Here is a 19068-nt window from a genome sequence, read left to right on the forward strand (position 1 = left end):
TGGTCTGGAAGGCGATCGAATCGATGACGTTGATGATGTCGGTCATCTTGCGTGAGCTCTCGGTGATACGGCCCATGGTCGACACCACATCGTTCATCAGCTCACCGGTCGCCTGCACCCGGCTGGCATTATCCACGGCCAGGCCGCTCGCCTGACGGGCGTTGTCAGCGTTCTGCCGCACGGTGGCCGTCATCTCTTCCATGCTCGAGGCCGTTTCCTGCAATGAGGCGGCCTGCTGCTCGGTACGCGAGGAGAGGTCCTCGTTGCCCTGGGAGATGTCCCGGGCCGCGGGCGTGACGACAGCGACACCGCTATTCACGTTCCCCACGATACTGCCCAGGCTCTTGCGCATCACGTCCAGGGCACGCATCAATTGCCCGGCTTCGTCGTTGCGATGCGACGGCATCGAGGCCGCCAGGTTCCCCGCTGCGATCTGCAGCGTGAAGTGCATCGACTCGCGAAGCGGCTTCATCAGGGCGCGCAGCGTGAGTGTACCCATCAGGATCAAGAGCATCAGACCGCCCAACAGCAGGGCCCCTTGCGCGACCATAATCTGCTGACGACGATCCCGGGCCTGGGTGGCCAACGCCTGGGCATGCTCGAGTTTTTCCGTGACCAGGGCATTGACGGCGGCAGTGATGCCAGCCCCGGCGGCCTGCATGGGCGCAAGGTTGACCTTCAATGCCTGGTAGGCCTCAAAGGGCTCTTCCCCGGTCAGCGCCGTGGCCATTGGCTGGGCATGCTCCTGCCGAAACTGGGCCAACGCATCACCTAATGTGCTTGCCGAAACGGTGCGGTTGACCTCCCGTTGTGCGAAGCCCTGCCAGATGGTGTCCAGGTTGGACACCACGGCCGACAAACGGGCGCCTTCCTCTTCCCTACCCTCCATGAGGTCCATGTGGCTGCCGGTGGACAAGCGTTGATGGCTCTGGGTAACACCCTGGTCAATCTGCAGCAGCCGGGCGACGTCCTCGAGCCCGTCCCGACTCAGGGTTTGAAGACGCTCGCCGGACTCCTGGAGGCCATACAGCCCCAAGCCACCACTCGCCATCAGCAGGACGGCAGACACCGCGATCATGCTGACGAGTCGTGCCCGCTGCGTTCGCATATTGACGCGGCCCATCAGCCCCACCAATCCACGCCGCTGTAGCCGGCCTCGATTCAACTGCAGATGCCTGGCCTTGCCCTCGCTGAGCGCACGGTATGCCTTGTCAGCTTCTTCAATGGCTTCGCGCTCCGCCTTGATACGGACCGAGGCATAGCCAAGTACCTCACCGCCCTCGATGATCGGGGTCACCGTGGCGTTGACCCAATAGTGATCGCCATCCTTGCGGCGATTCTTGACCAGGCCTGTCCAAGTCTCGCCGGCCTTCAGGGTTTCCCAGAGGTTCTGAAAGGCGACCTCGGGCATGTCGGGATGACGCACCAAGTTGTGGGACGCACCAATCAGCTCCTCATGCTCGTATCCGCTGACCTTGACGAAGGCAGGGTTGGCATACGTGATCCGGCCCTTCAGGTCCGTGCGTGTGATGAGGAAATCGTGATCGGCAAGGGAGTATTCCCGCTGTGTCACTGGCTGATTGTTGCGCATCTATTGTTATCCCCAGCAGTGGCGAACGACGTTGGGCGTCGTTCGCCTAGAGTTATTAGTTATGGTTTAAAACGCTTCCCAGTCGTCATCATTCGCCCGTGATGCTGCAGGCAGCGAGGCTGACTTGGGCTTGGGCTCACTCACGGCCGTGGCTGTCTTGAGATCGGGCAGCCAGCGCGCGAGTGTCTTGTCTTCCTGAGCCTGGGGCTCGGACTGGGAAAGGCGGAACAGCGCTACCGCTTCACGCAGCCGTGTGGCTTCCAGCTCCAGTTCACTCGCAGCCGAAGCTGCCTGCTGAACGAGCGTGGCGTTTTGTTGCGTGACGTGATCCATCTGGGTGATGGCCTGGTTGACCTGCCCGATGCCGTTGCTCTGCTCCTGCGAGGCAGACGCGATCTCGTCCATGATGTCGGTCACTTTCTGCACCGAGGCAACGATCTCTTCCATGGTGTCACCTGCCTGATCGACCAGTGCCGTGCCTGCCTCCACCTTGGAGACCGAGGCCTCGATCAGCGTGCGGATCTCCTTGGAAGCATCGGCGCTGCGGCCGGCAAGATTACGAACCTCTCCCGCGACAACGGCAAAGCCGCGCCCCTGCTCACCGGCGCGGGCCGCCTCGACAGAGGCATTCAGCGCGAGGATATTGGTCTGGAAGGCGATCGAGTCGATCACCTTGATGATCTCGGTCACCTTATGCGAGCTCTCGCTGATATCGCGCATCGTGGTCACGACATCACCCACGACCGCGCCGCCACGGCTGGCCGTCTGTGACGCACTCGCGGCCAGTTGGCTTGCCTGGCGTGCGTTATCGGCATTCTGGCCAACGGTCGAGGTCAGCTCTTCCATGCTGGAGGCGGTCTCCTCCAGCGAGGCGGCCTGCTGCTCAGTGCGCGAAGAAAGATCGTTATTGCCGTTCGAGATTTCCTGCGCGCCCTGGTAAATGGATTGGCTGCTATCACGTACCGTCGCCACGGTGCGTGAGAGGCTATGCTGCATATGTGCCAGGGAGGCATAGAGCTTGCCGATCTCGTTGTTGCCCCGTGAATCGATGCGCTCTGACAGGTCGCCTTCCGCCATGCGCTCGAAATGCCCGACGACCCGGGACAAGGGACGAATGACATTGACGGTGACACCCCAAAGCACAACGGCAATAGTGGCAACGGCCACGAACAGCACCGCAGCAATGGCGAATTCAACCAGGCGGGAGACACTGAAGAAATCGTTGTACAGGGTCCGGCCCGAGCTTTCAGCGGCGTCTGAAAAACTCACGGCATGTTGGTAGAAGACTTCGTTCAATGTCGTCGAGCGAGTGGAAAGCCGGGCGGCAAGGCGGGTATCCCAATCGTCCAGCGCAACGAACTGAGGCCGGAGCCCCTCCTGCATCAACGCCCTGAACGAGGCTTCAAGGGGTTCGATCAGAGCATCCTGCCCAGGCTGACGCGGCAGGGCCAGAAACGACTCGAAGGTGGCTTCGGCCGCATCGAGGCGCGACGCAATCTCGTCCATCCCGATCTCGGACGATGAGGCCCCGCTCCCCGCCAGATTTTCGTATGCTTCACCCATGGCGACCCGGGCATCCAGCATCTGGGCATTGGCCCGATTCAACATGCCCTGCTGTTCGACGTTGACGTCATTGTAGGTGGCCAACGCCTCTTCACTGTACTTCACGGCATAGAGCCCAAGCCCGCTCAGTACCGCTATCAGCAAGGCAAACACCGCTAGAACCAGGGCCCAGCTGACCCTGACCGTCATGTTGTCCAGTAACTTCACGCTTATCCCTCGTAATCGTGCGTGTCACGACATCTTCCCAAGCGTCGCGACTCAGTCCGGCATGGACGATACCGCGTCGCCAATGCCCTGATTGGCCTGCCCGCGAACAGAGCGGTCTTCACACCCTGTATCGGCCAGGACAGCGTTTCCTTGAGCCCGGACACAAAAAAGGCGAGGGAGCAAACTGCTCCCTCGCCTCGAGGCCATCGATCACTCGGTGATATGATCGACGAGTGCCATTTCCTCACTGTTCAGCAATTTTTCGATATCCACCAGGACCAACATGCGATCATCGAGGCTACCGAGGCCACTCAAGTAATCGGAGGACAAGGTGACGCCGAATTCCGGTGCCGGCTTGATCTGCTCCGGAGTCAGGGTCATGACATCGGAGACCCCATCGACCACGATGCCTACGACGCGCTCACCCACATTGACCACGATGACCACGGTCTGACCGCCGTATTCCACCTTGCTGAGGTGGAACTTGATGCGCAGATCGACGATCGGCACGATCACGCCGCGCAGGTTGGTCACCCCCTTGATGAAATCCGGCGCGTTGGCGATTCGCGTCACGTTCTCGTAACCACGAATCTCCTGCACCTTGAGGATATCGATCGCGTATTCCTCTTCACCCAGCGAGAAGACCAGGAATTCACGACTATGGGCGTCTACAGTGGCGACGCTGGCGGCATTCATGTTCATGACGGCTCTACCTCCTTCAAAGGCATTGGCTTGTGCATCGAAGCAGGCAGGCGCAGCCGCCCTGCTTCCTTCTTGGTTCGGCTCAGGCGATGCATGTCGGCGATATCGAGGATCAACGCGACACTGCCATCACCGAGAATCGTGGCGGCGGAAACGCCCGGCACCTTGCGATAGTTCGTTTCGAGGTTCTTGACCACCACTTGCTGCTGTCCGACCAGGTCGTCGACCAGCAGGGCGTAGCGACGCCCCTCGCCTTGGACGATGACGGCAATACATTCGGTCGGCTCGGTATTGGCATTCGCCACATCAAGGACTTCCTGCACCGCGATCACCGGCAGATACTCGTCACGCACCTTGATCAACAGGTCGTCACCGGCCATGGCATACAGATCGTCCCCGGTCGGCTGCAGCGACTCGAGTACGGCACCCAGCGGCAGGATGAATATCTCCTTGCCAACCTTGATCGACATGCCATCGAGAATGGCCAGCGTCAGCGGCAGAACGATACGTGTCGTCGTGCCTTCGCCGGGACGCGACACGATTTCGACGTGCCCACCCATGGCCTGGATGTTTCGCTTGACCACGTCCATGCCGACGCCCCGCCCGGACACATCACTGACTTGTTCAGCGGTGGAGAAGCCCGGCGCGAAGATCAATTGCCAGACTTCGTCGTCACTCATGTTGTCCGAGACATTCAGCCCATTGGAGCGCGCCTTGGCCAGCAGCTTATCGCGATTAAGGCCGGCCCCGTCATCGATGACTTCGATCAGTATATTGCCGCCTTGATGCTGGGCGGAGAGCGTCAGCTTGCCGGTGCTTGGCTTGCCGGCCGCTACGCGTTTTTCCGGCGTCTCGATACCATGATCGAGACTGTTCCGCACGAGGTGGGTCAATGGGTCGATGATGCGCTCGGTCAGGCTCTTGTCGAGCTCCGTGGACTTGCCTTCGGTAACCAGTTCCACATCCTTGTTGAGCTTGGCCGCAAGATCGCGCACCAACCGCGGGAAGCGGCTGAAGACATAGTCCATCGGCACCATGCGGATCGACATGACCGCTTCTTGCAGATCCCGCGCGTTGCGCTGAAGCAACCCCATGCCATTGACCAATGAACCATGCGCGACACCGTCCATCTCGCTGACGGTCTGGTCGAGCATCGACTGGGTAATGATCAGCTCGCCGACCAGGTTGATGATCTGGTCGACCTTATCCACTGGCACACGAATCGAGGTCGATTCCGCCCCGGATTTGGCTGGCCCTGCGGCAGCCTTCGGCTTGGAAGTAGGCGGCTTGGCAGGGGCTTGTGTCACCGGAGCTGCCGCTTTTGGAGCCGTTTCGACCACCTGGGCCGAGGGTTCCGCGGTGCTGGAGACCTCCACGACACCCTTGCCGGCGTCTACCGACGGGGCTGAAGCCTCGATCTCGATCTGTTCAGGCTCGACGATGAAACACAGCACGACTTCGATGTCGTCGGGGCTCGAGGTGGTCTCGAGAGTGATGACGTAGCGCTTGGCATCCCCTTGCTCACTGACGACCTTGCCGAAATTGCCGAGCTCCTCGACCAAGGTGGCACGGTCTTTCTCGCTGACGTCCAGAAGGACGACATTCAGGCAGCCGGATGCCACTGGCGACTCGGGCGCCGCTTCCACAGGCTTGGGTTGGGGGGCAGGCTCCGGCGCAGCCCCGCCGTCGACACTCTGGCCCATTTCCTGGAGCGCCAATGCCTGCAAGGTCTTGCAGATTCGATCATAGGCGTCAGCATCAGGCTCCTGACCGTTACGGTAGGCATCAAGCTGATCGTGCAACATGTCCTTGGTTTCCAGAAAGGTGTCGACGATATCGCGACGCAGCGCCATCTCACCGCGGCGAGCAAAATCGAGCAGATTCTCGAGCAGATGGGTGGTGTGTTGAAGAATGTCGAAGCCGAACGTACCGGCGCCACCCTTGATCGAATGAGCCGCCCGGAAAATGGCGTTCAGCTGCTCGGCATCCGGATCGTCGATATCCAGCTCGAGCAGATGTTGCTCCATGTCCCCGAGAAGCTCTTCGGCCTCTTCGAAAAACGTATCGTAAAAATCGCTGATATCCATGCTCGTTCCCGCACGTATGATGGTGAGCGACCGGCGTACCGGTACGCGTTATCTCTGGTCAGTCGTCTGTGACGGCTTCCCTCAACCCCTTGGAAAACTGTTCGATGGGCGACGGTCCGGCATCGACCGACAAACCAACCCCCGCGGGTGATGGCACCGCTGCCTGCTCCCCACCCGGCAGCCCCTGCGAGCGAATCTGACGTGCCGCCCGTTCGTCGAGAACGACGACGGCGATACGGCGGTTGATCGCTGCATCGGGAGCGGTATCCGCCAACGGAACCCGTTCCCCCAATCCTGATACCCGCAACAGCTTGTTGGCGTCCAGGCCACCGAAGATCAATTCCCGGCGCGACGCATTGGCACGGTCGGTGGAAAGCTCCCAGTTGCTGTAGCCACGCTCTCCCCCGATATAGGCCAGATTGTCGGTATGCCCGCTGATGCTCAGTTCGTTGGGCATCTCGTTGAGCAACGGAGCAATGGCACGCAGGAGATCACGCATGTACGACTCCATTTGCGCACTGCCGATTTCGAACATGGGCCGCTGGTCGGTATCCACCAACTGGATGCGCAGACCCTCCGGTGTCATGTCGAAGCGAATCTGTGCACTCATGGCGCGCAGCTGCGGATCGCCCTGTATCAGGCTTTCCATGCGCTTCTGCAACTGCTCGAATGAACGCCGCTCGTCGCTGGGCCGCGTCTGCGTACGCAGATCGACACGCAGCCGCTCTCCTTCGGTATGCACCGGATCGGGGCCGCCCCCCGGAATCACGTTGCTACTCGTCGACGTCCTTTCGCCACTGGTGATCGCCGACATCAGCGGCGTACTGAAGTATTCGGCGATCCCCTTGAGCTCTGTCTCGGTGGCCGTCGCCAGGATCCACATCACCAGGAACAGCGCCATCAAAGCCGTCATGAAGTCAGCCAATGCAATCTTCCAGCTGCCACCATGGTGGCCATGCACGACTTTCTTGCGCTTGATGATGATGGGCGCGCGATCCTGACTCATGCCCCAGCCGCTCCATTACCCTTGGCCGAACGCACATGCTCTTCGAGCTCGGAGAAGGAGGGACGCTCAGCGGTATGCAGCGCCTTACGCCCGAATTCCACGGCCAATTGGGGTGCATAGCCATTGAGGCTCGCCAGCAGCGTCACACGAATGCACTGCAGCATCTTGACGGCCTCGTTGACCTGGCGGTCGACCCGGCTCGAAAGCGGATTGACGAAACCGTAGGCCAGCAGAATGCCCAGAAACGTTCCCACCAGTGCATGGGCAATCATGATGCCCATCTGCTCGGCGCCCGCATCAGCATTGCTCAGCGCCTTGATGACCCCCATGACCGCGGCCACGATACCGAAGGCCGGCAATCCATCCCCCACCTTGGCCAAGGCGTCGGCGGGAATGTGAGCTTCATGCTCGAACGCCTCGATCTCGTGTTCCATCAACTCGTCGATCTGATGGGGGTCCATGTTCCCGCTGATCATCAAGCGCAGATAATCGGTCAGGAAGTTCATGATCATGGGATCGGCCTGGATCCTGGGGTACTCTGCGAATAACGCACTATCCTTGGGATTGTCGATATCCCGCTCGATAGCCAGCATGCCGTCACGGCGTGCCTTCGAGAGCAACTTGTACTGGAGCGCCATGAGTTCCATGTACATCGCCTTGTTATACTTGACGGTACGCTTGAGCTTCGAAGTGCTACGGAATACCGCCATCATCGCCTTGCCATTATTGGCAGCGATGAAGGCGCCGATCGCGGCACCACAGATCATGAGAATCTCGGTGGGCTGGTATAGCGGCCCAAGATGTCCGCCTGCCAGCGCATAGCCGCCAAACACGGACAGGATCACGATGATGAATCCAATGGGTATCAGCACAGCCATGTTTCCCTTGTTACAAGACACAGTGCGGCCAGGAGTTCGCCGCCTGTAAAATCTATCGGCAAACGAGTCGGCAACTTGAGGTACTCAAACCACTTATTGCGGCTTCTTTTCCGAATAACGGACAAGAAAAAGCCCCTCCCGACAGCACGGAAAAGGGGCTCGTCAGGCATGACTGCAAGCGATTAGCCGAGGGCAGCAACCTTGACTGGCATGAACGTCAACGGCTCAGCCAGGGCATCGGCCTCACGACGCTTGCGTGTCTTGCCGGCACGTGAAGGCGGCTGGCAGATACCACACACGAAATGATGGCTTGGCGAGTGTGCATGGGCCACGAAATGGCCAGTGCAGCTGGTACACTCCGAAAGCTGAAGCATATCGCTCTCGAAGAAGCGAACCAGTGTCCAGGCACGTGTCAGGCCCAATACCGGCTCAGCATCATCGAGTTGCATCTGCTCCAGATACAAGCGGAATGCCTTGACGAAGGCTTCCATTCGCTCACAGCCCGCGCTCTCGATCAGACGAAGATAAATATTGTAAAAAAGCGAGGAATGAATATTGGGCAACCAGGTAATGAACCAATCCGTGGAGAACGGAAGCATTCCCTTGGGCGGAGACATGCCCCGGACTTCTTTATACAGCTTGATCAAGCGAGCCCGACTCAAGTCAGTTTCAGTTTCGAGTACCTGAAGACGTGCGCCGAGTTCGATCAATTCGATCGCCATCTGTACCTGCAGCATTTCGCTGACGAGACTCTTGTCTGCCATGGTCATGACCCCCTAAGCGAAACGTGCGCCGAAACCGGTAGAAGACGCCATCAACAGCGAAGCGTGCGTCTGGGAGAGCCCCTGCTCGCGCTGATTATGGGTTAACTTGCGGACCTGCTCGGGGTCGTCATAGCAGAGCCTGCAGAGCAACTGGTTGGTGCGCGACAACTTGTTGAGCTGCTTCGCGGAAAGGGAGGCAATGAGATCGGCCATCGACTCGCTAATCTTGAGCCGGAACATGGCGGTCGCGCGATCTTCATTCAATAGACGTTGCACAAGAAGTAGGTAGGACAAGTTGATATCCTGGATCTCTTCCAGAACGCTATCTATAGTCATTAGTTTTAACCCTGCGGTAATCGCGTTAATCGAAGGCAGTCTCACGACCGCCCAGTTCTTGTTTGACCCTTCAGGTCAGTGGCTCTCTGTCTTGGCCACTTTATGTCACACATTGTGAGACTTTTTTATGAAAGGAAGCAACACCTATCACGTACGTGGTTAGTAGAAGGCTCAAACTATCGATAATCAGGCTTGTAATTATATTGGCTCAAAACAATCATTTAGGTGACCTCACGGAGCCTCGGGGTAGTCATTTGTCGCTTTAATTCGACGGGCTGCAAACAAATATTTACAAAAACACACGCGTTTGAAACAGTTAAGCGGGCTTTCGAGCCGCTACTGGCGCAATATCGTTCACCCAAACGAGCAATTCGGCGATGACCTGATAGAGTTCGGCGGGGATATGCTCGTCGAGATTGAGTTGCATCAGCAACGCAACCAGCTCAGGCGCATCATGAACGAAGATGCCCTGGCGCCCGGCCTCGGCGATGATCCGTTCGGCCAGCTCACCATAGCCCTTGGCCAGCACACGGGGCGCACGGTCTTCACCGTGATAGGCCAATGCAACCGCCTGTTGCCGGCGTCCCGGCCTGTCATGCTTCATATTGTGGCCCATCACTATTGTCGAGATTGACCCGCAACGCCGCCTCCTCGATACCACACCGCTCGAGCCGCTGCTTGAGTAGCCCGAGGCCGTCCTCGAGCTGCGCCGCGACTTCTGGTGTGTGTGCCGTGAGTGTCATCGTCACGCGCTTGCTCTTGAGCCGCAGATGTACCCCCACCGTACCCAGTCGCTCAGTGGTCAACGTGAGCTGCGAGTTCCAAGCGGGATCTTCGTTCTCGTCTCCACCTTGGCCCTGGGATTGCCCCTCCCCCTGCCGGGCGTGTACCAACTGGGGCACCTGTATCGCCAATGCCATGAACAGGCCTGACCATACATCACCTTCCCACCGCAGCACTGGCGACACCAACAATTCCAGTTGATGACGAACGATCCCTTGCAACGACTCGCTGACGGGATCGGCAGGCAACGTTGCCGTGGCCTGGCGTGCATGACCGGACAACTCGTTGTCGCTCCCCTTGCTCGACGCAGCCCCTGGGGGGACGAGAGGAGCGGTGGACGGAACTGCCTGCTGGGCGCTCGCTGCTCCTTGTGAGGCTCCGGCCGATGCCGCCGATTGCGAAGCTACAGGGGCCGAGGCGGTTGCCTCTCGCGGTGACACTGCGCGAGGCTCATTCATTGACAGGTAACCTGCCAATTTAGGCATGAAAGGGGCCGCAGGCATGGAAACTTGCAAGGTGCGCAGTCCTCCCCCCTGCACTAGCGATTCGGTCGTCATGGTCCGCAGCGTCTGGGTGCGCAGCATTTGCGGCTCCCGCTCGAGCGCCTGACGCGACAACTCACCACGAAACCACTTGCCGAGGTGCGATTCGTAGAACGAACCACTCTCGCGTATCGACGCTTGCAGCCGCTCAGCCACTTTCGGCGCAGCGGGTATCGATTCGCTCGTGGGTATCAGCGGTGTGGCCGGCCTGATCGCTGAAGGGGGTGCCGGAAACTTGACCAGCAGATCGGCAATGGTGGTTGCCGTGGGGCTGAAATGCGTGGTCGTTGACGGGGGCGGGCCGCCCTGCGGCGTCGGTTGTGCCGCTGGCGAAGGTAGCCCCCTTGCTGCGGCTCCCGTCAAGGGAGCCAGAGGGGGCTGGCGTGCATCGAGACGTGAGTCGCTTTGCAGCGAACGCAAGGCCTCGTTGGGATCGGTCGGCTGGACCGGTTCAGTCAAGGGCCGCGCTGAAGGTACATCGACGCGCTTGCCCAGCACCTGATGTAGCAGTGTATCGAGGATTGGCGTGATGCCACTCACGAGTGGCCTTCAGGTAGAGGACTTGCACCTGCTGGTGGCCGATAGGCCCGGTTGAGATCACGCTTGCGCTGCGATGAGCCAATCAGCTCACTCAAGGCATCGCGCCGCGCCATGAGGCGTTGACGAATCTCCAGGTCATTTTCCAGCACCCGCTCCAACAGCTGGGCTCGCCGCTCTTGCTGTGAAGCATCGAGCAGCAGCGTGCCATCCACTTGTGATAGACGTTCAACCTCGATCACATACTGGGATTCCTCATTGACGAGGGCATTCCAATCTTCTTGCCGTGCCCAGTCCAGCATGCGACAGGAGCGCTGCAGGAGTGTTTCATAAGCGACGATCAGTTGTTCCTGGGTCATCGGCCGCAGCGTTCCCATATTAGATACCACCTGGATTAGATACCACCGGGTTGAGGACCGATCTGGCGCCATGCCGAGCCGATATCCTCGAGTAATTGAGCCGCTTCCTGCAGGCTCTTGTCATCATTATGCAAATTGGCCGACAACAGCAGGCGCGAAATGTAATCGTACAGCGATCCCAAGCGCTCTGCGATCTCACCGCCGCGCTCGGCATCCAGCGCGGCCAACAAACCATTGTTGACGATATCGATCGCCTTGGAGATCGATTTTCCCTTTTCTTGCACGTTGCCTTCGGCCATATGCAGCCGAGCAGCACGTATGGAGCTCAGAGCGCCATCGAACAAGAGCACAATCAATTGATGGGGACTGGCCGAAAGAACACCGCTTTCGACGCCCACTTTAGCGTAGGCCCCTGCTCCCCTGGCGTAGGCGCCGGCACCGCGTATGGTATTCATCGTCATGCTTCCTCACAGCGAACCTGTTTCATTACCCGATAGTCAAACGGTCTGCTTAGCCCTTGCCTAGCTGAGCGTTCATCATGTCGAACTGCTGCATCAGGTAACCGCTCATCTGGTTCATGGATGAGAGCATGCCGTCGAGTTGTGCGAATTGCTTTCTATAGCGCTCAATGGTGGATTCAATGCTTTTTTCTACATTCGCATAGCGCTGATCGAGACTCTTGATCGATGACTCCAGGCCACTGGTCGCTGAGTCCAGCGAGCCGTCGCTTTTCAGCATGAGGTCCAGCGACTTGCCCAACTTTCCAGCAAGCCCACCGTCCTTGGTCGTGCCACCAAAGAAAAGGCTCAGATCCTGGGTACCGTTGGCCACCACCTCGTCAAGCTTGGCTTCATCGAGCTGCAGAGTGCCATCCACCTTGAGAGTGATGCCGATATCCCGGAGGTAACCGAAGGTTCCCTCTTCCACGCCACTGGTGAGATCCGAGCGCAGCTGCGAGGCAATGCTCCTTACGGTACTGTTCCCGATCAGCCCCCCTGCCGTATCGGTCGCAGCGTTATATTTCGTCAGGTCCTTGATCGTCTTGTTCAGCGCATTGTAGCTTTCGACGAAGCCCTTGACGGACTCCTTGATGGCTGCATCGTCACGACTGATCGTCAGCGTCGAAGCACCCATTTCATTCAGATCCAGGGTGACGCCCTGGATCGCTTCGCTAATCCGATTGGTCTGGCTCGTAATCTTAATACCATTGACTTCTAGCTCGGCATCTACCGCTGAAAGCTTTGTGTCTGTGTCTTCTTCTAGGCCAAGAAGGCCGTTAAAAGTAACAGAAGAAATACTCGCCTGCGTGCCTGTCTCCGTCGAGGCCAATACTAGGCGATAGGCAGCGCCTTCGGTGCCGTCATTGATGATGGATGCGCTGATTCCAGCGTTCTTGGCATTGATTGCGTCGCGAATGCCCTCAAGGGAACTTTTCTCTTCCGTGACTTCAACATTGATTGTTTTGCTACCGACGACGATATCCACGGAGCCCGCACCCAGCTTCCTCGTCTTGTCGTCAACGCCGTTTGTTGCCACGCTGGAGGCTTTCGCCAAGCTAGTGACATTGACTTCATAACGACCAACAGGCGCATCGGTGTTCGATGCGGCAGTAATGCTAGAGCCCGTCACTTGACTGGTCACGCCCTTGAAGCTTTTCGCATCGTTGAGCGTGTTCACTGACGTCTGAAACTTGGTCAGGGCGGATTCGAGCTTACCGAAGGCGGAGATCTTCGCCTTGTAGCTCTGCTGTTGCTGGACGATCGGGGTCAGCTTCTGACGCTCGGCACTTCTCAGCTGAGTCAGAAGTCCATTTAGGTCCAGTCCCGATCCCACACCCAGTGCTGAAATAGTAGCCATGACGCTCCTTCCTGAATGGTGTCCTTTTTACCAGCCTCGTCGCGAGGACAACGCGACAAAAAGGCCATGGTTGGACGGTCTATTCCTTCTATCGGCCATCAAGTGGGCTTCTTTAGTGTGATTTTGTGTCAAAAACGACTGTGCCCGGCATAGCCGGGCACAGGTCGTGACAGGGCAGTACGCATCCCCTTGGGCGGCTCGGACCAGCGTGGTATCGAAGCTGGAAAGCGTCGCCGTCACGGGGAAGCTGCCTACCGAATGGCGTTGGCTAAGTACTGCGCGAGCACATCTCGACGGGAAAACCCATTTGTGAGAACGTTAACGATTACAACCGAGCCATCACAGGAGTACACATGGACGCGTCGTCTCTCATCGCCGAGTATCGCCGATGGCTGGTATTCCAACGCCAGGAGCAGCTGAGTCAGGAACACCGCGGCGCTTCAGAACGTATGGCCAAAGCCGGTGTCGCCTCCAATCGTGTTGTCGAGGCCTATCGCAGCATGGCGGACAAGGGCAGTCGCGAAGGGGCATGCTATAGAGCGCTATTCATGCGCCAGCGCGGTAGCGACGATGTATTGCCCTGCGAAGGGTGGCTCTTCGTACGTCGGGTATTGGCCGAAGGTGGCATGACCCGGGTGCGAGCCCACCTGCTCGAAACCTTCACGCTCGAAGATGGCATCATCGAGCCCGGTGACAAGCCGGCAACGAAGATCACGCTGGAGATCTACGACGAACTCAAGGTCGAGCGCTCGATGTCGACCGTCAGCCGTGTCGACCGCATCGATGCCCGAGGCGACACCCACTTCATCACCCTGCTGGACGCCGTCCGTGGCGACCTGCGCAAGTACATGACCTGACGCCGCCGTGCTCAACTGGCTTAAACCCGCCAAACCGCCCCGTGTCTGGGTCGTCAAGCAGATCGACTCGGATGTGCTGCATCTCTGCGGCCAGGGTATTGTCGAAGGCAAGCAGAAGCACAAGGAAAAACTGGCCGCTCTATCACGCGGCCACTATCAAGGTCCGGTTCGCCTGGCCAGTGGTGGCATCGTGCTCAATTCGGCCCTCTTCCAAGCCTTGATCCCTTTCGACGACTTGATGATCGATGACGACGATCAGGCGCACTGGCGAGACCGACGCTTCCGTATTGCCTGGGTCCCGCAACGCTGCTGGGCCTATACCGGCAGGCTCGCCACCCAGGCGGTTTTGATGAATGGCCAGCCCAGCTTGAGCAGCATCGAGGATGTGTCCGGCATACGCGCCAAGGCCTCGCCTAGCGCTGCCAAGGATCATGCGGGCGCTCCCCTGTTCGTGCCCCTCGATGCCCTGGGCGATGACGTACCCCATCGCCAGAAAGGCTCCTCGAATATTTCCCCTCGACACCTGCCGGGTGGAAGATCCCGGGAATGGCAACGCAGCGACGATGACCGATAACCCAGCGAAACCAAGAACATCCACCAGACAGATCGCCGCGTTTCTCGCCCTGATGGTACTGGTCGGGCTGAACCTCAGACCGGCACTCTCATCGCTGTCTCCGTTGCTGGCACGCATACAGGAGGACACCGGGCTCAGTGCAGTGGGTATCGGGGCCTTGACCACACTACCGGTGCTCTGCCTGGGGATTTTTGCGCCGCTCGCCCCTTGGCTGGCCAAGCGTCTTGGGCCGGAGCGCACCCTCTCCCTGGCACTGCTGGTACTCGGCTCGGCCCTGTTCCTGCGAGCCAGTCACGACGCCTGGCGGCTCTACGCCGGCACCCTGTTGGTGGGTGCCGCCATCGGCATTTTAGGCGCCCTGCTCCCCGCCCTGGTCAAACGCGAGCTACCGCGGGGTGCCGACCTGATGACCGGCGTCTACACCATGGCGCTATGCCTGGGAGGAGCGCTCGGCGCCGGCCTGAGCGTTCCCCTGGCGGATTTTTTCGAGGACTGGCGCTTCAGCCTGTCAAGCTGGGGCCTGTTGGCAGTGGCAGCGTTGATTGCTTGGCGAACGCGCATGCCACACCCATGGCCCCAACGCACCACAGACGAGCCCAAGCCTCCCGCGGTTCGCTTGTCGAGCGCACCGTTGGCTTGGCAGGTCACGGGGCTAATGGGCTCACAATCCTCACTGGCATATATCGTTTTCGGCTGGCTCCCGGTGCTACTTCAGCGGCGAGGGATGAGTGAGGGAGAAGCCGGCTGGCTGTTGGCGTTCTCGGTCATGGTCCAGTTGATTTCCGCGTTGGGAGCCCCCTGGCTTGCCCGATTGGGCCGGGATCAGCGACCGGCCATTCTCATGGTTCTGACATCCACGGCAGGCGGACTCGCCATCTTGCTGGTCGGTCCTGTCGCTTGGCGATGGACGGGGGCTGTCCTGCTTGGCCTAGGCCAGGGCGGAAGCTTCAGCTTGGCGCTTACCCTGATCGTGCTTCGCAGTGGCGACTCCCGCTTGGCAGGCAAGTTGTCCGGCATGGCACAGGGTCTGGGCTACACCCTGGCCTCGCTAGGCCCTCTGGGTATTGGCCTGTTGCTGCAAACCGATGCCGGTCTCGCTCAGATCTGTGCCGTGCTCATGGGGGTATGCATTGTCGCCGCCTTGTTCGCTCTCAAGGCCGGTCGCAACTACCGGTTGGAACTCGACCCCGAGGGACGATTGATCACCCGGCAGTCACGGTGAAGCCCCCTTTTTTAAGCCTGGGGTTGCATCAGCTTCCAGGGCAGTGTCTCTCCGGCAAGCAAGGGAACGATGACTTCACCGCTGGTATAGGGAAGCGTTTCCGGTAGCGACCACGGCTCGCGGCTCAAGGTGATGCGCTCGGCGTTTCGCGGCAGGCCGTAGAAGTCCGGTCCGAAATGGCTCGCAAACCCCTCCAACCGCTCCAGGGCGCCGGCCTGATCGAACGCCATGGCATACAGTTCGATGGCGGAAGGCGCCGTAAACGCCCCTGCGCAACCGCAGGCGGACTCCTTCGCACCACGCGTATGCGGTGCACTGTCGGTGCCCAGAAAGAACTTGCCGCTACCGGACGTTGCCGCTTCAAGCAGCGCATGGCGATGCGTTTCTCGCTTGAGTACCGGCAGGCAGAAATAGTGGGGCCGTATACCCCCCACCAGCATGTGGTTGCGGTTGAACAGCAGATGGTGTGCCGTGATCGTGGCGGCGATATTGGCGGGCGCTTCACGCACGAATTCAGCGGCATCTCGGGTCGTGATGTGCTCGAATACCACCTTGAGAGCGGGGAAGCGATCCAGCAGCGGCTTCATTACCCGCTCGATGAACACCGCTTCACGATCGAAGATATCGATCTCGGCGCTGGTTACTTCGCCATGCACCAGCAATGGCATTCCCACCCGTGCCAAGGCTTCGATCGCCGTATCGCAGTGACGTATATCCGTCACGCCCGAGTCGGAATTCGTCGTGGCCCCTGCCGGGTAGAGCTTGACGGCATGCACGATACCGCTGTCCTTGGCCCGTTCGATTTCCTCGGCCGGGGTCCGATCGGTAAGGTACAGCGTCATCAAGGGCTCGAAATCGCTCCCTTCAGGCAAGGCTGCCAGGATACGTTGACGATAGGCGATCGCCTGTTCCGTCGTGGTTACCGGTGGCGTCAGGTTGGGCATGATGATGGCGCGACCGAACTGGCGCGCGCTATGCGAGATGACGGCGCTCATCGCCTCGCCGTCGCGTACATGCAGGTGCCAATCGTCGGGGCGGGTCAGGGTAATCTGGTTCACGGGCGGCTCTGATCGAAGTTTCAGCAAGTCAGCGGCCGCACAGTATAGCCCGGGCTAATGGGGATGCCAGCCCCCAGCAAGATCGATGCGCCTCATGGAAGGTCTGTACGCTACTTGCGCGAAAAAGCGAGAATCGGCTTTAACAGCCCCTGCAGCAATGATTGCATCCTGCTGCTTTGCGTACGATAAACGGCTCTGGCCAATAACATCGGGCTTCGCAATTTGGCAGCGCAGCGAACGATTTCCGCATGGTCCACCCGCATGCCCAGCGCCTTGCAGGCACTGACATGCTTCGACGCAAAGATCCCCGCCCTTCGCTTCATGATACGTCGAGTCAAGCGGTCGTTACCCTCATACTCGCTACACAATTTCAACATGGAGCGCATCACGACACCATATCCGTGAGCCTTCTTGGGATCATTGGGTGAGGTCATGAAGGAATTGGGGCGTATTCGCCGGTAAAAGAATACGTTCTTGATAACGCTGACCGTCCTGGCAGCGAGTATCAGGGGAAAAAGCACCTCTTCATCTTCGTAGGAAGAAGCGGGAAACTCGATGCCATTGGCCCCCCACAGGCCTCGCTTGCTGATATATAGGCAAGGTTGAGAGACGAAGCGTCCCGATTCATTGAACGCACGTATCGCCTTTTCCGATGTCGCATTTTTCAATTCAAAACTGCGCTGATAATCGGGCGAGAATTCCGTATAGAATTCGTCCGTGGAAAAGCACTGACCCGAGAAGAAAATGAGATCCGGGCGCGACTGTTCGATGATGATCGCCTTTATTTTTTCGACAAACCGCCTATCGACGAGGTCATCCGAATCGAAAAAATAAATGTAATCACCCGTAGCATGCGACATGCCAACGTTTCTCGCCACGCCCTGCCCTTCGTTCTCCTTGGCTATCAGAGTGAAGTTATCATGGATCCTGTATTGCTCCAGAATAGTCAGTGTGCCATCGATACTTCCGTCATCGACCACGATGACTTCATCGAAGGGTTCCGTCTGTTCATAAAGGGAGTCTATCGATGCTTGGACGTAATCCTTTACGTTGTAGGCGGGTACCACCACACTTACCGTGACGCCTTTCATCATTGTTCCCTCGGACAGAAAAATAAGCACAGTGTCATGCAAGCTTCCTCAAGTAGGCTTCGGCAGCGGCATGCGCACGCGGCAAAACTGTGAGCGTCCCCTGCGTTGCAACCAGGTCCCGGAAGTAGTCGATCGTTTGGCGCAGCCCCTGCTCGAGCCCTACCTTGGGCGTCCAGCCAAGCAGTTCGCGAGCCAGCCTCAAGTCGGGACGACGTTGCTTCGGATCATCCATGGGAAGCGGATGAATGCTGAGCCTGCTTGAGCTTTGGGTCAGTCTCAAAACGGTATCAGCAAGCTGGGCAATGGTGAATTCGGCATCATTGCCGATATTCACCGGCCCCTGGCATCCCTCAGCCCGCATCAGCCGCACCAGGCCGTCGATGAGATCGTCGACATAACAGAAGCTGCGCGTCTGGTTGCCTCGCCCGTATATCGTCAAGTCCTTGTCTTGCAGCGCTTGCATGATGAAATTGCTGACCACGCGGCCATCGTCGGGGTGCATCCGGGGTCCATAGGTATTGAATATCCGTGCCACCCGGATATCGACGCCATACTGCCTCTGGTAATCGAAGAAAAGCGTTTCCGCGCAGCGCTTTCCTTCATCGTAGCAACTTCGTGGGCCGATGGGGTTGACCACACCCCAATAGCTTTCCGGTTGTGGGTGGACTTCAGGATCGCCATAAACCTCGCTGGTCGAGGCTTGAAGGATCCGCGCTTGCGTGCGTTTTGCCAATCCCAGCATATTGATGGCGCCATGCACACTCGTCTTGGTGGTCTGTACCGGATCGTACTGGTAGTGGACCGGGCTCGCAGGACAAGCGAGATTATAGATCTCCTCGACTTCCACATAGAGCGGAAAATTGACGTCGTGGCGAATGACCTCGAAATTGGGGTTATTCATCAAGTGAAAGATATTGCTCTTCCGCCCCGTATAGAAGTTATCCACGCAGATGACTTCATTACCCTCATCCAACAACCTTTCACAGAGATGCGACCCCAGAAAACCTGCGCCACCTGTTACCAGGATACTCTTACCCATAGGAATCTCCCTCAC

The 19068-nt window shown here is 58.7% G+C and carries 19 protein-coding genes; 3 read left to right on the forward strand and 16 right to left on the reverse strand.

The window, feature by feature from the left end:
• The 13 genes from JH15_RS14835 to fliD form a co-directional block, all read right to left on the reverse strand.
• Window positions 1-1591, reverse strand: a 1591-nt coding sequence (locus JH15_RS14835; protein ID WP_043531796.1) for a methyl-accepting chemotaxis protein, incomplete at its 3' end; no start/stop codon positions are given.
• Window positions 1592-1657: 66 nt separating this feature from the next.
• A complete protein-coding gene (locus JH15_RS18485) occupies window positions 1658-3361 on the reverse strand; it encodes a methyl-accepting chemotaxis protein (protein ID WP_043531798.1) in 1704 nt (567 codons plus the stop codon).
• Between the two features lie 210 nt (window positions 3362-3571).
• Window positions 3572-4063: a chemotaxis protein CheW gene (cheW, locus tag JH15_RS14845; RefSeq protein ID WP_043531800.1), complete on the reverse strand. Its 492-nt coding sequence runs from the start codon at window positions 4061-4063 to the stop codon at window positions 3572-3574.
• A complete protein-coding gene (cheA, locus tag JH15_RS14850; protein ID WP_043531802.1) occupies window positions 4060-6150 on the reverse strand; it encodes a chemotaxis protein CheA in 2091 nt (696 codons plus the stop codon). The genes cheW and cheA overlap by 4 nt, the downstream gene beginning before the upstream one ends.
• Window positions 6151-6208: 58 nt before the next feature.
• A complete protein-coding gene (motB, locus tag JH15_RS14855) occupies window positions 6209-7156 on the reverse strand; it encodes a flagellar motor protein MotB (protein ID WP_043531804.1) in 948 nt (315 codons plus the stop codon).
• The gene (gene motA, locus JH15_RS14860; RefSeq protein WP_043532495.1) at window positions 7153-8028 is read right to left on the reverse strand and encodes a flagellar motor stator protein MotA; all 876 of its coding nucleotides are present in this window, start codon (window positions 8026-8028) and stop codon (window positions 7153-7155) included. Before motA ends, motB begins: the two co-directional genes overlap by 4 nt.
• Window positions 8029-8216: 188 nt before the next feature.
• Window positions 8217-8798 carry a flagellar transcriptional regulator FlhC gene (gene flhC / locus JH15_RS14865; RefSeq protein WP_043532497.1) on the reverse strand — a complete coding sequence of 194 codons (582 nt, stop codon included), beginning with the start codon at window positions 8796-8798 and terminating at the stop codon, window positions 8217-8219.
• A gap of 12 nt (window positions 8799-8810) precedes the next feature.
• Window positions 8811-9134: a flagellar transcriptional regulator FlhD gene (flhD, locus tag JH15_RS14870; RefSeq protein ID WP_043531806.1), complete on the reverse strand. Its 324-nt coding sequence runs from the start codon at window positions 9132-9134 to the stop codon at window positions 8811-8813.
• A gap of 316 nt (window positions 9135-9450) precedes the next feature.
• The gene (locus JH15_RS14875; RefSeq protein WP_043532499.1) at window positions 9451-9738 is read right to left on the reverse strand and encodes an EscU/YscU/HrcU family type III secretion system export apparatus switch protein; all 288 of its coding nucleotides are present in this window, start codon (window positions 9736-9738) and stop codon (window positions 9451-9453) included.
• Window positions 9728-10999 (reverse strand): flagellar hook-length control protein FliK, encoded by a 1272-nt coding sequence (gene fliK / locus JH15_RS14880; RefSeq protein WP_052384152.1) that lies wholly within the window; start codon window positions 10997-10999, stop codon window positions 9728-9730. Before fliK ends, JH15_RS14875 begins: the two co-directional genes overlap by 11 nt.
• The gene (locus JH15_RS14885) at window positions 10996-11373 is read right to left on the reverse strand and encodes a flagellar protein FliT (RefSeq protein WP_043531808.1); all 378 of its coding nucleotides are present in this window, start codon (window positions 11371-11373) and stop codon (window positions 10996-10998) included. Before JH15_RS14885 ends, fliK begins: the two co-directional genes overlap by 4 nt.
• Window positions 11374-11390: 17 nt before the next feature.
• Entirely contained in the window at window positions 11391-11810 is a 420-nt protein-coding gene (gene fliS / locus JH15_RS14890) for a flagellar export chaperone FliS (RefSeq protein ID WP_043531810.1), read from the reverse strand.
• A gap of 55 nt (window positions 11811-11865) precedes the next feature.
• Entirely contained in the window at window positions 11866-13212 is a 1347-nt protein-coding gene (fliD, locus tag JH15_RS14895) for a flagellar filament capping protein FliD (RefSeq protein ID WP_043531816.1), read from the reverse strand.
• 353 nt (window positions 13213-13565) lie between these two features.
• Here fliD and JH15_RS14900 point away from each other — a divergent pair, with 353 nt between their 5' ends.
• Genes JH15_RS14900 through JH15_RS14910 form a run of 3 tightly spaced genes read left to right on the forward strand, consistent with a single transcriptional unit; the run spans window position 13566 to window position 15865 of the window.
• Window positions 13566-14069: a hypothetical protein gene (locus JH15_RS14900; RefSeq protein WP_043531818.1), complete on the forward strand. Its 504-nt coding sequence runs from the start codon at window positions 13566-13568 to the stop codon at window positions 14067-14069.
• A gap of 7 nt (window positions 14070-14076) precedes the next feature.
• Complete coding sequence (locus tag JH15_RS14905) at window positions 14077-14643, forward strand: hypothetical protein (RefSeq protein WP_043531821.1); 567 nt, start codon at window positions 14077-14079, stop codon at window positions 14641-14643.
• Window positions 14633-15865 carry a CynX/NimT family MFS transporter gene (locus JH15_RS14910; protein WP_043531823.1) on the forward strand — a complete coding sequence of 411 codons (1233 nt, stop codon included), beginning with the start codon at window positions 14633-14635 and terminating at the stop codon, window positions 15863-15865. The genes JH15_RS14905 and JH15_RS14910 overlap by 11 nt, the downstream gene beginning before the upstream one ends.
• Window positions 15866-15876: 11 nt before the next feature.
• Here JH15_RS14910 and pyrC read toward each other — a convergent pair whose 3' ends face one another.
• From pyrC to JH15_RS14925, 3 genes are all read right to left on the reverse strand, one after another.
• Window positions 15877-16923, reverse strand: a complete 1047-nt coding sequence (gene pyrC / locus JH15_RS14915) for a dihydroorotase (RefSeq protein ID WP_043531825.1) — start codon at window positions 16921-16923, stop codon at window positions 15877-15879.
• 110 nt (window positions 16924-17033) lie between these two features.
• The gene (locus JH15_RS17595) at window positions 17034-18017 is read right to left on the reverse strand and encodes a glycosyltransferase family A protein (RefSeq protein ID WP_081949060.1); all 984 of its coding nucleotides are present in this window, start codon (window positions 18015-18017) and stop codon (window positions 17034-17036) included.
• A gap of 31 nt (window positions 18018-18048) precedes the next feature.
• Window positions 18049-19053 carry a UDP-glucuronic acid decarboxylase family protein gene (locus JH15_RS14925; RefSeq protein WP_052384155.1) on the reverse strand — a complete coding sequence of 335 codons (1005 nt, stop codon included), beginning with the start codon at window positions 19051-19053 and terminating at the stop codon, window positions 18049-18051.
• Window positions 19054-19068 lie beyond the last annotated feature (15 nt).

The sequence above is a fragment of the Litchfieldella xinjiangensis genome, from assembly GCF_000759345.1.
Lineage (GTDB): Bacteria > Pseudomonadota > Gammaproteobacteria > Pseudomonadales > Halomonadaceae > Litchfieldella_A > Litchfieldella_A xinjiangensis.

Excerpts from the sequence above, each read along its gene's own strand:
- flhC (WP_043532497.1), bottom strand. The coding sequence starts at position 8,798 with ATGGCAGACAAGAGTCTCGTCAGCGAAATGCTGCAGGTACAGATGGCG.
- motB (WP_043531804.1), bottom strand. The coding sequence starts at position 7,156 with ATGAGTCAGGATCGCGCGCCCATCATCATCAAGCGCAAGAAAGTCGTG.
- JH15_RS17595 (WP_081949060.1), bottom strand. The coding sequence starts at position 18,017 with ATGATGAAAGGCGTCACGGTAAGTGTGGTGGTACCCGCCTACAACGTA.
- JH15_RS14910 (WP_043531823.1), top strand. The coding sequence starts at position 14,633 with ATGACCGATAACCCAGCGAAACCAAGAACATCCACCAGACAGATCGCC.
- JH15_RS14885 (WP_043531808.1), bottom strand. The coding sequence starts at position 11,373 with ATGGGAACGCTGCGGCCGATGACCCAGGAACAACTGATCGTCGCTTAT.
- JH15_RS14925 (WP_052384155.1), bottom strand. The coding sequence starts at position 19,053 with ATGGGTAAGAGTATCCTGGTAACAGGTGGCGCAGGTTTTCTGGGGTCG.
- cheA (WP_043531802.1), bottom strand. The coding sequence starts at position 6,150 with ATGGATATCAGCGATTTTTACGATACGTTTTTCGAAGAGGCCGAAGAG.
- JH15_RS14875 (WP_043532499.1), bottom strand. The coding sequence starts at position 9,738 with ATGAAGCATGACAGGCCGGGACGCCGGCAACAGGCGGTTGCATTGGCC.
- fliD (WP_043531816.1), bottom strand. The coding sequence starts at position 13,212 with ATGGCTACTATTTCAGCACTGGGTGTGGGATCGGGACTGGACCTAAAT.
- flhD (WP_043531806.1), bottom strand. The coding sequence starts at position 9,134 with ATGACTATAGATAGCGTTCTGGAAGAGATCCAGGATATCAACTTGTCC.
- JH15_RS14900 (WP_043531818.1), top strand. The coding sequence starts at position 13,566 with ATGGACGCGTCGTCTCTCATCGCCGAGTATCGCCGATGGCTGGTATTC.
- fliS (WP_043531810.1), bottom strand. The coding sequence starts at position 11,810 with ATGAATACCATACGCGGTGCCGGCGCCTACGCCAGGGGAGCAGGGGCC.
- cheW (WP_043531800.1), bottom strand. The coding sequence starts at position 4,063 with ATGAACATGAATGCCGCCAGCGTCGCCACTGTAGACGCCCATAGTCGT.